Below are 11,646 nucleotides of genomic sequence, written 5' to 3' on the forward strand. Positions count from 1 at the left end.
ACGTGAACAACATTCTGAATTCAGGCTGACCTAACGTCATCCGTGGGCTGCAGACAGAGCACAGCGATCGCGGCCAGCGTCCTTTGCCTGATAGAGGGCGCGGTCCGCCGCCAGCAGCAACCGGTCGAGCACCGCTTCGCCGGAGGAGACCTCGGCTGCTCCGATGCTGATCGTCACGGAGAGTTTGCCGCCCTGCTCCAGGTCGAGTTCCAGCGCACGCACCGCCTCAAGCAGCCGCTCGGCGACCTTGAGTGCGTCTGCATGGGACTGGCGGACGAGCACGACGGCGAACTCCTCGCCACCAAGCCGGCCAAAAAGATCATCGCCGCGCAGTGCCGTTCGAACGACACGCGCGACCGCCGTCAGCACGCGATCCCCCACGGCGTGGCCGTGGGTGTCGTTGATCGCCTTGAAGCGATCGATATCGAGCATCATCACGACCGTTCCGCTTCTGCGCGCCGCGGGTGCTGCCACCAACGCGGCGGCGCGGGACATGAATGCCGAGCGTGCCAGGCATTGCGTCAGGAAATCGTAGTCGACCGCGTGGGACAAACGCCCGATCAAGGCGCGCCGCGCGGCGTCGACGCTGGCAACCGTCAGGGGACAGAGAGCGAGCAGCGTTGTTCCCAGCCGAGTCGACGTCAGCGTCACCTCGGCAAGGCTGCTGGCACCAAGATGCAGGGCTCCGGATGCGACGGCGATCTGGGTCAGCACACCGACGATCGCCGTCAGCACTGTCACGCAGAACAATCCATAGGTCAGGGAGCACCACAGAAGCGCCGGCACCGGAAAGGCGAGAGCGCCCGGCCCGCCGATCGCCAGTGCAGCGGCGCAGGAAGCAACCAGTGCAACCAGCGGCCAGGGACTGCCGGCTCTTGTCGAGGCCACGATCGATACGGCGCGGGTGCCCGAACCGTCGCTGGAGATCGGCGCTGCCAGGAAGACAGGCAGGATGACGACGTAGTTGACGAGTTCAGTCGTCAGCCAGGCAACGAAGGCATCAGGCAGAGGCGCTGCGAATGCCGCATGCACGGCGACGGCGCCCACGATCGCGGCACCGATTGCCGCCAGGGAGGCGTTGGCAAAAACATGGAGCACCGAGAGCGGTCGGCGCAAATGCCGGTGTTCGCTCGAGAGCCTTGCGAAAAGTGCGTAGCCGATGACCACACCGACCATGTTTGCGGCATTCAGCGAAATTGCCTGCGTGAGGTCCGCTCCCGTGACGAGGTCGGCGAGCACATAGGCCAATGCCGCGGTAAGCCAGCCGGCCGGGGATGCAAGCGACGGATTCCGAACGAGAAGTCCGAGAAGGATGGCATTGGCCGGCCAGATCGAGGCGAGCATGCCGACCGGGCGACTGAGGATGCCGAGCACGCAAGCGACAAAAACGATCAGGCCGAGGCCGGCAATCCAAAAAGAGTGATGGAAGGGTCTCAGAACCAACGGTCGCGCGACCGTCCTCTCCAGCATCTGTAACAAGCGTTCCCCCGCGGTGCCCCCGCACATTCATAACCCATAATATTTCACGGGCCTAATGAATGAGATGTGAATGCGCCAGCGCCATTTCCGGATGACAGCCCTGCTTTAAAGCAGGATCAGCGCTCTGCGTGCGTTTGGAGGGATTTGCTGAGGCCGATAAACTCGACGTTGCTGTCGAGTTGCGGCGCGTAGGCCGTCGAAAGCCAGCTTACCCCGTAGCAGCGCTTGCGGAAGAAGCGCACGGCCGGATCGTTGCGGGCGTGGGTCTTGGTGGTCACGGTGTCGAAGCCGTCCCCTCCGATGCGGCCCTCGATCTCGGCGAGCAGAAGCGCGCCGAAACCTCTGCCCTGCGCAGGGGGCTCGACCCACAGGTCCGAAATCGCGTTGTCGAAGTTTTCGCGCGCCGCCCAGCCGCGGATGTCGCCATCGGCTTCGATGAGCAGGACGGAAAGCCAGTGATCCGAAAGGAAGCGGGAAAACGAAGCCTCCGCGACCCGTCGCATCCTCTCGCCATCGGCAAGGCCGGCGATCGCCGATTGCCACGCGCCAAGTCCGATCGCCGTCAGGCGGTTGACGTCACCGGCGCGGGCGTGGCGGATAACCGGCATGGCGCGGGCTCCTTGCGCGACGACAGTGAATGGCAACGTTCAAAACGAAGAATGGCGGCGCCTTGTCGGCACCGCCACCTGAAATCTTACCACCACCTGGCGGGGGTAAAGCGACCGGCCGCCTGTTCGATCACATGGGCGGTCTTGAACAGCGTCTCCTCCTCGAAGGGCTTGCCGATTAGCTGCAGGCCGAGCGGCAGGCCCTTGTGGTCGAGGCCGCCAGGCACCGCGATTCCCGGAAGACCGGCCATGTTCACGGTCACCGTGAAGATGTCGTTCAGGTACATCTTGACCGGATCGGCGGCGAGATCCTCGTCGGCGATACCGAAGGCCGACGACGGCGTCGCCGGCGTCAGGATCGCGTCGACGCCGGCGTGGAACGCCAGTTCGAAGTCACGCTTGATCAGGGTGCGAACCTTCTGCGCCTGCAGGTAATAGGCGTCGTAGTAGCCGGCCGACAGCACGTAGGTGCCAATCATGATGCGGCGCTTGACCTCGTGGCCGAACCCGGCCGCACGGGTCTTTTCGTACATGTCGACGATGTCCTTGCCGTCGACGCGCAGGCCGTAGCGCACGCCGTCGTAGCGGGCGAGGTTCGAGGAGGCCTCGGCCGGAGCGACGATGTAGTAGGCCGGCAGCGCGTATTTCGTGTGCGGCAGGGTGATATCGACGATCTCGGCGCCGGCCTCCTTCAGCCAGGCAATGCCCTGCTGCCAAAGCGCTTCGATCTCCTCCGGCATGCCGTCGACGCGGTATTCGCGCGGGATGCCGATCTTCATGCCCTTGATCGACTTGCCGATCGAGGCTTCGTAATCCGGAACCGGCAGGTCGACGGAGGTCGTGTCCTTGGCGTCGACGCTTGCCATCGACTTCAGGAGGATCGCGGCGTCGCGCACGTCACGGGCGATCGGGCCGGCCTGGTCGAGCGACGAGGCGAAAGCGACGGTGCCCCAGCGCGAGCAGCGGCCGTAGGTCGGCTTGATGCCGACGGTGCCGGTGAAGGCGGCAGGCTGGCGGATGGAACCGCCGGTATCGGTGGCGGTCGCGCCGGCGCAGAGATGCGCGGCAACGGCTGCGGCGGAACCACCGGACGAACCACCCGGCACGAGATCCAGATTGGAGCCCTTGGCACGCCAGGGGTTCTTGACCGCGCCGTAGTAGGACGTCTCGTTCGACGAGCCCATGGCGAATTCGTCCATGTTCAGCTTGCCGAGCATGACGGCGCCGTCGTTCCACAGGTTCTGGGTGACGGTCGATTCGTAGCGCGGCGCGAAGCCGTCGAGGATGTGGCTGCAGGCCTGGGTGTGCACGCCTTCGGTGGCGAAGAGGTCCTTGATGCCGAGCGGAATGCCTTCGAGTGCACCGGCCTTGCCGGCGGCAATGCGCGCATCCGAGGCCTTGGCCATTTCGCGCGCCTTGTCCGGCGTGACGGTGATATAGGCGTTGATCGCCTCATTGGCGGCATCGATCGCGCCGATGTAGGCGTCGGTCAGTTCGACGGCGGTGATTTCCTTGGCGCCAAGCTTGGTGCGGGCTTCGGCAATCGTCAGGCTGGTCAGGTCGGTCATGGTGAAATCGGGCTTTCGCAATCGGGAACGTCGGGGCGGCTGGCGGGCTGTTACTCGACCACCTTCGGAACGAGGAAGAAATTGCGGTCCGAATTCGGCGCATTGGCGACGATGTCGTCCGCCTTGTTGCCGTCCGAAACATTGTCCGTGCGCTTCTTCATCTCCATCGGCGTGACCGAGGTCATCGGCTCGACGCCATCGACATTGACTTCGGAGAGCTGCTCGACAAAACCGAGGATGCCATTGAGCTCGCCCATCATCCGTTCGGCTTCTTCTTCGCTGACGGCGATACGGGCAAGGCGCGCGACGCGCTTCACGGTGGCAAGGTCTACGGACATGATCGTCTCCGGTAACTGGAACTTCCCCCGCTATAATGGCGCAGCGCGAGCCACGCAACGGGGGAAATGCCGGAGTGCCGGGCCTGTCGTCAAAAGGCCCTCGGCACCATCAGACCTCGACGATGCCGCCGACCTGAGGCGCGGCGACCTTCGTCGACGCGCTTTCCATGCCGGCAACGAACGTCGCAGGCGTCTGGTCGATGATCGGGAACGACCCGTAGTGGCAGGGGATCGCGGTTGCGAACTTGAAGAAGCGCTGGCAGGCGAGTGCCGCGACGGCACCACCCATGGTGAAACGGTCGCCGATCGGCACGATGCCGATTTCCGGCTGATGCAGTTCGTCGATCAGCGCCATGTCGGAAAAAATGTCCGTGTCGCCCATGTGATAGAGCGTCGGCTCATCCTCGAAATGCAGCACCAGGCCGTTGGCATTGCCGAGCGAATGGGAGACGCCGTCCTCGGTCAGCTGCGCCGAGGAATGCAGCGCGTTGACGAAGGTCGTGGAAAAGCCGCCGAGATGGATGGTGCCGCCGGTGTTGCCCATTTCGAGCGCCTTGACGCCATGGTGCCCAAGCCAGGCGCAGAGATCAGCATTGGCAACGACGGTCGCTCCCGTCTCCTTGGCGATCGCGATCGTGTCGCCGACGTGGTCGCCATGGCCGTGGGTCAGCAGAATGTGGGTCAGGCCCGCGGTCGCATCACGGCGCTCCTCGTCACGGAAGGAAGGATTGCCGGTGAAGAAGGGGTCGATCAGGATTTTCGACTTGGCCGTCTCGATGTGAAAGGCGGCGTGGCCGAGCCATTTGATCTTCATGACGTTCTCCCTGATGATTTACGTGTCGCAACAGCATATGGAACAGACAGTCCCCAGCGCAAAGATCGAATCGACATTCCCATGGCAATTCTCACCATCGAAGACCTGGCGTCCCAGCTTCAGCCCAACCAGCCGGTCGCCGGTCTGGACCTCGGCACGAAAACGATCGGCCTCTCGGTCTCCGATCTCGGCCGTCGCATCGCGACGCCACGCGAGGTGATCCGCCGGGTCAAGTTCGGCGTGGACGCCGAAGCGCTGCTGTTGGCAGCAGCGAAAGAAAAGGTCGCGGCCTTCGTCATCGGCCTGCCCGTCAACATGGACGGCAGCGAAGGACCGCGCTGTCAGGCAACGCGCGCCTTTGTTCGCAACATGGAGCAAAAGACACCCCTGCCCTTCGTCTTCTGGGACGAAAGGCTCTCGACCGTGGCGGCCGAGCGGGTGCTGATCGAGATGGATGTTTCGCGAAAGAAGCGGGCCCAACGCATCGATTCGGCCGCGGCCTCCTTCATTCTTCAGGGCGCGCTCGACAGGCTGGCGTCGCTTGCAAGAGGCGGCCTCTCGGACTGAGCGACTGGCGCGCCGAACCGGCGCCGGTACCAGGCCGCGATCTGGCGGCGCTTGCGGAAACCGACGATGGCGAAAACGATCAGACTGTCGACGACGATCGCGCGGGCGACGAGCGGCGGGATCGTTTCCGGTGGGATGCCGAGCACGTTGCCATAGACCTGGAAAACCAGGTCATGGGTCTGCCGCGTCAGCATGAAAAAACCGAAACTCATGTCGTAATAGGAAAGACTGTACCAGCTGGTCAGCAGCAGCACCGGTCCACCCCACAGGATCAGAAACCACTTCATGCGGCTCCCCTTTCCAACATATGCCGGGAGACCAGCGGATAAATCGCACGGTCCGCGAGAACGACGGCCATGAGGACCGCCGCAGGAACTGCGATATCGAGCGCCAGTCCGGCAAAAAACATCATCATGATGATCAAAAGACCAGTTCTCACCGAACCGCTCCGTTCCGGAATCCATTAGATTACCGGTGCAGTGTCCCTCCTTGCCGGGGCCCGCGCAACGTAAACCAATTGTTAAGGTTAATTTTCACAGGCTGCCGGCTCACGCGCCCCACAGGCATTGGGGTCCCCCGATCTTCCGCCTTCGCGCTGCAACACCATTCCGGTCCGACCGGATTTGCGGTAGCGATAGACATCCCGCATGCAGGCCCTCTCCCATGACCGTCGTCTTCGAAAGCATCCTTCCCGTCTTCCTCCTTGTGCTTCTCGGCGCCTGGCTCAAGCGCTCGACGCTCGTCGACCAGAACCTCTGGCTCGGGCTCGAGCAGTTCGGCTACTTCATCCTGTTCCCTGCCCTTTTGTTCTCGACCCTGGCCGAAGCCGACTTTGCCGGATTGCAGGCGGACGCCACCGCCGTCGCTACGATCGGCAGCGTCAGCCTGATGTCCCTCTTCGTGCTCCTGCTTTGGCCTGCGCTTAAAAACCGCAACATCTCCGCAGCGTCCTTCACGTCGACGTTCCAGACCGCAACAAGGTGGAACGGCTTCATGGCGCTTGCGATCGCCCACAAGCTCTACGGGCAGCTCGGCCTGACCCTGACCGCACTGTTGATGACGCTGCTGATCATCCCGACCAATCTCTACAATATTGCCGTGCTCGTCTGGTTCACCGGCGGAAGCCGTGACTTTCGCCGCTTCTTCATGAAGATCGCCACCAACCCGATCATCGTGTCTTCGGTGCTCGGAATTTTCGTCAACCTGATCGGACTGAAGATCTACAGCCCGCTGATGGCCACCATCGAGATGCTGGCGAGCGCGTCACTCAGCCTCGGCCTGGTGATGGTCGGCGCGGGCTTGCGTGCGTCGGACGCGCTGAGGCCGAGCGCCGTCGCGCTGCTTGCCGTTTTCCTCAAGCTGATCGTCATGCCGGTCTTCATGGTGAGCGCGAGCTATATGCTCGGCATTCGCGGCGACGCGCTTCTCGTCATTGCCCTTGGCGCGGCGGTACCGACGGCGATGAACGGCTATCTGCTCGCCAAACAGATGGGTGGCGATGCCGAGCTTTACGCGGCCGTGGCCACCGTCCAGACCGTGGTTTCGTTCTTCACGATCCCGCTCGTCCTTCTTCTCACGGCCTACGTCGCAAGCAATTGACGACCACGTCGCACGACCCGACGACTACGTCGCGGGGGACCTGACGACTATGTCGCAGGGGGATAGAGGAGGTCGAGGATGTAGGCGGAATCGAAGCGTGAATCGAGCATGCCGTAGGTCGAGCGCCAGCCGGCAGCCAGGCGTGATTCCAGGAACGCATCGGCGATGCGCCCGGCGCCGAGGCGATAAAGTTCGGCGGCGGCAGCGGCGAGCGCCAGTTGCTCGACCAGCATGCGGGCCGCACCCTCATCCCGCTCGCACAGCGACATCGCCGCGCGAAGCACGTCGATCGTCTTGCGACCGGAGGGTCCGAGGTCGCGGGCGAGAACGACGAAGAGCTGCTCGAACAGATCCTTGCCCTTGGCGAGCACCCGCAGCACGTCGAGCGCCATGACGTTGCCGGACCCTTCCCAGATGGCATTGACAGGCGCTTCGCGGTAGTGGCGGGCGAGCGCCCGCTCCTCGACGTAGCCATTGCCGCCAAGGCACTCCATCGCCTCATAGATCAGTGCAGGCGCGATTTTGCAGGCCCAGTATTTGGCAACGGGCGTCATGATGCGCGCGTAGGCCGCGTCTTCCGGGCTGTTGCGGGCCCTGTCGAACGCTTCGGCCAGCCGGAACGAAAGGGCGCTTGCCGCCGCGACATCGAGCGCCATGTCGGCGAGCACGCGCGTCATCATCGGTTGGCTGGCGAGCGGCTTGCCGAACACCTTGCGGCCACGGGTGTGGTGCACGGCTTCGGCAAGCGAAGCCCGCATCATGCCGGCCGACGCGAGCGCACAGTCGAGCCGGGTCAGTGTCACCATGTCGAGGATCGTGCGGATCCCGCCGTCGGGCGCGCCGAGGATAAAACCGAACGTATCGGAGAACTCGACCTCGGAGGACGCGTTGGAGCGATTGCCGAGCTTGTCCTTCAGGCGCTGGAAGCGCAGTCCGTTGGCGCTGCCGTCCTCGAGCAGTCGTGGCACGAGGAAGCAGCCAAGGCCCTCGCGGGTCTGCGCCAGCATGACGAAGGCGTCGCTCATCGGCGCCGACATGAACCACTTGTGACCATTCAGCCGGTAGATGCCCTCGCCCACCCGTTCAGCTGTCGAGGTATTGGCGCGCACGTCGGTGCCGCCCTGCTTCTCCGTCATGCCCATGCCGACGGTGACCGCAGACTTCTGCATCCAGGGACGATTGGTGGAATCGTACTTGCGCGACAGGATCTTCGGCGCCCACTCCTTCTGCACCGCCGGCGACGCGGTGATCGCCGCAAGCGATGCACTGGTCATCGTCAACGGGCAGAGATGGCCGCATTCGAGCTGCGCCGTCAGATAGAACCGGATGGCGCGGACCTTGTGTGACTGGTTGCGCTCCTCGGCCAGGTTCTCCCAGGCGGACGAATGCAGGCCCGATCCCATGGAGCGACGCATCAGTGCGTGCCAGGCCGGATGGAACTCGACCACATCCAGGCGCTCGCCGCGGGGTCCATGCGTCTTCAGCTTCGGCGGACCTTCGTTCGCCATGCGCGCCAATTCCTGCGCCTCGGGCGAGGTGACGTACCGGCCGAGCACGTCGAACTCGTCGCGCAACGTCTTGCTCATGCTCGACGTGATATCCACGACGAGCGGGTCGGAACGATAGGCGTTGACACCGGACCAGGGCTTGGGCTGGTTCAGCTCGGCGAGTTTCTGTTCAGTCCGGTTCATCTGATTCATGGGCCGGTTCTAGCGCAAGTTTCCCGGCCACGGAACGGGGCGCGAAAAAGATAGGATGGCTGTCGCAAGTTTTCTGCGGACGGTGACGCCCAAGCCTTGCCGTGCCGGGGGCCAGGTCTTATAGAGCGACGAATTTTAAAGAGCGCAAGGGCGGCCCATGATCACTTTCCCGCATCGCCACCTGCTCGGCATCAAGGGGCTCACGGAGCAGGATATCACCTACCTGCTCGATCGCGCCGACGAAGCCGTCCAAATCTCCCGTCAGAGAGAAAAGAAGACGTCTACGCTTCGGGGGCTGACGCAGATCAACCTCTTCTTCGAGGCCTCGACCCGGACCCAGTCCTCCTTCGAGCTCGCCGGCAAGCGGCTTGGCGCCGACGTGATGAACATGTCGGTCGGCAACTCCTCGGTAAAGAAGGGCGAGACGCTGATCGACACGGCGATGACCCTCAACGCCATGCACCCGGATGTGCTTGTGGTGCGCCACTCGTCGGCCGGCGCCGCGGCGCTTCTCGCGCAGAAGGTCTCCTGCTCCGTCGTCAACGCCGGCGACGGTCAGCACGAGCACCCGACGCAGGCGCTGCTCGATGCGCTCACCATCCGCCGCGCCAAGGGCAAGCTGTCGCGCATCATCGTGGCGATCTGCGGCGACGTGCTGCATTCGCGCGTGGCGCGCTCCAACATCCTGCTGCTCAACCAGATGGGTGCGCGCGTCCGCGTCGTCGCACCGGCGACGCTGCTTCCGTCCGGGATCGCCGACATGGGCGTAGAGGTCTATCACTCGATGGCTGAGGGCCTGAAGGATGCGGATGTCGTGATGATGCTGCGCCTGCAGCGCGAGCGCATGGCCGGTTCCTTCGTGCCGTCGGTTCGCGAATACTTCCACTATTTCGGGCTCGATGCGGAGAAGCTGAAGGCGGCCAAGGAGGATGCGCTCGTCATGCACCCCGGGCCGATGAACCGCGGCGTCGAGATCGCCTCGGAAATCGCCGACGGTCCACAGAGCGTGATCGAACAGCAGGTCGAGATGGGCGTTGCCGTGCGCATGGCAGTCATGGAAACGCTGCTTCTCTCGCAGAACCAGGGGCCGCGCCTATGACCAGACCACTCGTTCTGAAGAACCTTCGTATCATCGACCCCTCGCGCAATCTCGATGAAGTCGGCACCATCATCGTCGGCAACGACGGCCGGATACTCGCAGCCGGCGCCGACGCCCAGAACCAGGGCGTTCCGGATGGCGCTTTCGTCAAGGACTGCGCTGGCCTCACCGCCGTTCCCGGCCTTGTCGACGCCCGCGTCTTCGTCGGCGAACCGGGCAGCGAGCACCGCGAAACTTTCGAGTCCGCCTCTCGGGCGGCCGCTTCCGGCGGCGTCACCACCTTCATCGCCATGCCCGACACCGACCCTGTTATCGACGACATCGCGCTCGTCGAATACGTAAAGAAGACGGCGCACGACAAGGCGCTGGTCAACGTGCATCCGGCCGCAGCACTCACCAAGGACCTTGCCGGCGAAGAAATGACCGAGTTCGGCCTCCTGCGCGAAGCCGGTGCCGTCTGCTTCACCAACGGCCGCCGCCCGATCCACGACACGCTGGTGCTGCGCCGCGCCATGACCTATGCCCGCGAATTCGGCGCGGTCATCGCGCTCGAGACGCGCGACAAGTATCTCGGCGCCAATGGCGTGATGCATGAAGGCCTGCTCGCCAGCTGGCTCGGCCTTTCCGGGATCCCGCGCGAGGCGGAGATCATCCCGCTCGAGCGCGACCTGCGCATCGCCGGGCTGACGCGGGCCGCCTACCATGCGTCGCAGATTTCCGTCCCCGAATCGGCCGAGGCCATGCGCACCGCGCGCGCCCGCGGCGCCAACGTGACCTGCGGCATCTCGATCAACAATCTGGCGCTCAACGAAAACGACATCGGCGAATATCGGAGCTTCTTCAAGCTTTCACCACCCTTGCGCGGCGAGGACGACCGGGTCGCGATGGCCGAGGCGCTTGCCGACGGCACGATCGACATCATCGTCTCCTCGCACGATCCGCAGGACGTCGATACCAAGCGCCTGCCGTTCGCCGACGCGGCCGATGGCGCCATCGGCCTGGAAACCCTGGCGGCAGCCGCACTCCGCCTGCATCACAGCGGCCAGGTGCCCCTGATGCGGCTGATCGACGCCATGTCGACACGTCCGGCTGCGATCTTCGGCCTTGACGCCGGCACGCTGAAGCCGGGCGCCAAGGCCGATATCGCGGTCATCGATCTCGACGAGCCCTGGGTGCTCCACAAGGAAGCAATCGTCTCGCGCTCCAAGAACACGGCATTCGAAAATGCGCGCTTTACCGGACGGGTTGTGCAGACCTATGTTGCCGGCAAGCTTGTGCATTCTGCGTAAGCGGCCGAAGGTCGAGCGGGAGGGGAACCGGTGGATCTATTGTCGTGGCAGCTCGGGCTGCCCTTGACGCTTCTGAGCCTGGGCTTCGGCTATCTGCTGGGTTCGATCCCGTTCGGGCTGATCCTGACCCGCATGGCGGGGCTCGGCGACGTGCGCAAGATAGGCTCGGGCAATATCGGCGCGACCAATGTGCTGCGCACCGGCAACAAGAAGCTGGCGGCAGCGACCCTGTTGCTCGACGCGCTCAAGGGCACGGCGGCAGCCGCGATTGCATCCTACTGGGGCGTGGAAGCGGGGATTGCCGCAGGCTTTGCCGCCTTCATCGGCCACCTCTATCCGGTCTGGCTCGGCTTCAAGGGCGGCAAGGGTGTTGCCACCTATATCGGCGTGCTGCTCGGCCTCGTGCCCTGGATGGTTCTCGTCTTCGCCGCGATCTGGCTCGCCATGGCGAAAATCAGCCGTTACTCGTCGCTCTCGGCCCTGGTTGCAACGGCGGTCATTCCGGTTGTACTCTACTTTGCAGGACACGAGAAAGTCGCTCTGCTGTTTGCGCTCATGACCCTGATCACCTGGGTGAAGCATCGC

Annotated in this window: 12 protein-coding genes; 5 read left to right on the plus strand and 7 right to left on the minus strand. The window is 64.0% G+C overall.

The window, feature by feature from the left end:
- Positions 1-36: 36 nt before the first annotated feature.
- The 5 genes from VGO12_RS15930 to VGO12_RS15950 all read right to left on the minus strand — a co-directional run bounded on the left by VGO12_RS15930 (position 37) and on the right by VGO12_RS15950 (position 4,807).
- Positions 37-1,470, minus strand: coding sequence for a diguanylate cyclase (locus VGO12_RS15930; protein WP_327513718.1), 1,434 nt, complete (start codon positions 1,468-1,470; stop codon positions 37-39).
- A gap of 125 nt (positions 1,471-1,595) precedes the next feature.
- Positions 1,596-2,087, minus strand: coding sequence for a GNAT family N-acetyltransferase (locus tag VGO12_RS15935; protein WP_327513719.1), 492 nt, complete (start codon positions 2,085-2,087; stop codon positions 1,596-1,598).
- 86 nt (positions 2,088-2,173) lie between these two features.
- Entirely contained in the window at positions 2,174-3,655 is a 1,482-nt protein-coding gene (gene gatA, locus VGO12_RS15940; RefSeq protein WP_327513720.1) for an Asp-tRNA(Asn)/Glu-tRNA(Gln) amidotransferase subunit GatA, read from the minus strand.
- 50 nt (positions 3,656-3,705) lie between these two features.
- Positions 3,706-3,993, minus strand: a complete 288-nt coding sequence (gene gatC / locus VGO12_RS15945; RefSeq protein WP_327497113.1) for an Asp-tRNA(Asn)/Glu-tRNA(Gln) amidotransferase subunit GatC — start codon at positions 3,991-3,993, stop codon at positions 3,706-3,708.
- A gap of 109 nt (positions 3,994-4,102) precedes the next feature.
- The gene (locus tag VGO12_RS15950) at positions 4,103-4,807 is read right to left on the minus strand and encodes a metal-dependent hydrolase (RefSeq protein WP_327513721.1); all 705 of its coding nucleotides are present in this window, start codon (positions 4,805-4,807) and stop codon (positions 4,103-4,105) included.
- A gap of 81 nt (positions 4,808-4,888) precedes the next feature.
- Between VGO12_RS15950 and ruvX the strand changes: the two genes are divergently transcribed.
- On the plus strand, positions 4,889-5,374 hold the full coding sequence (gene ruvX, locus VGO12_RS15955; protein WP_327513722.1) for a Holliday junction resolvase RuvX: 486 nt from the start codon (positions 4,889-4,891) through the stop codon (positions 5,372-5,374).
- Here ruvX and VGO12_RS15960 read toward each other — a convergent pair.
- A complete protein-coding gene (locus VGO12_RS15960; RefSeq protein WP_327513723.1) occupies positions 5,320-5,661 on the minus strand; it encodes a DUF6105 family protein in 342 nt (113 codons plus the stop codon). The genes ruvX and VGO12_RS15960 overlap by 55 nt on opposite strands.
- A 376-nt stretch (positions 5,662-6,037) precedes the next feature.
- Here VGO12_RS15960 and VGO12_RS15965 point away from each other — a divergent pair, with 376 nt between their 5' ends.
- Entirely contained in the window at positions 6,038-6,973 is a 936-nt protein-coding gene (locus VGO12_RS15965) for an AEC family transporter (protein ID WP_327513724.1), read from the plus strand.
- A gap of 47 nt (positions 6,974-7,020) precedes the next feature.
- Here the strand turns inward: VGO12_RS15965 and VGO12_RS15970 are convergent, their stop codons facing one another.
- Positions 7,021-8,673 carry an acyl-CoA dehydrogenase family protein gene (locus tag VGO12_RS15970; protein WP_327513725.1) on the minus strand — a complete coding sequence of 551 codons (1,653 nt, stop codon included), beginning with the start codon at positions 8,671-8,673 and terminating at the stop codon, positions 7,021-7,023.
- Between the two features lie 157 nt (positions 8,674-8,830).
- On the opposite strand from VGO12_RS15970, the gene VGO12_RS15975 reads away from it, so the two are divergent.
- The 3 genes from VGO12_RS15975 to plsY all read left to right on the plus strand — a co-directional run.
- A complete protein-coding gene (locus tag VGO12_RS15975) occupies positions 8,831-9,772 on the plus strand; it encodes an aspartate carbamoyltransferase catalytic subunit (protein ID WP_327513726.1) in 942 nt (313 codons plus the stop codon).
- Positions 9,769-11,061 carry a dihydroorotase gene (locus tag VGO12_RS15980; protein ID WP_327513727.1) on the plus strand — a complete coding sequence of 431 codons (1,293 nt, stop codon included), beginning with the start codon at positions 9,769-9,771 and terminating at the stop codon, positions 11,059-11,061. The genes VGO12_RS15975 and VGO12_RS15980 overlap by 4 nt, the downstream gene beginning before the upstream one ends.
- A 30-nt stretch (positions 11,062-11,091) precedes the next feature.
- Positions 11,092-11,646 (plus strand): glycerol-3-phosphate 1-O-acyltransferase PlsY (plsY, locus tag VGO12_RS15985; protein WP_327513728.1); only part of this gene is annotated, 555 nt, incomplete at its 3' end.

The organism is Ensifer sp. (assembly GCF_035999135.1).
GTDB lineage: Bacteria > Pseudomonadota > Alphaproteobacteria > Rhizobiales > Rhizobiaceae > Ensifer.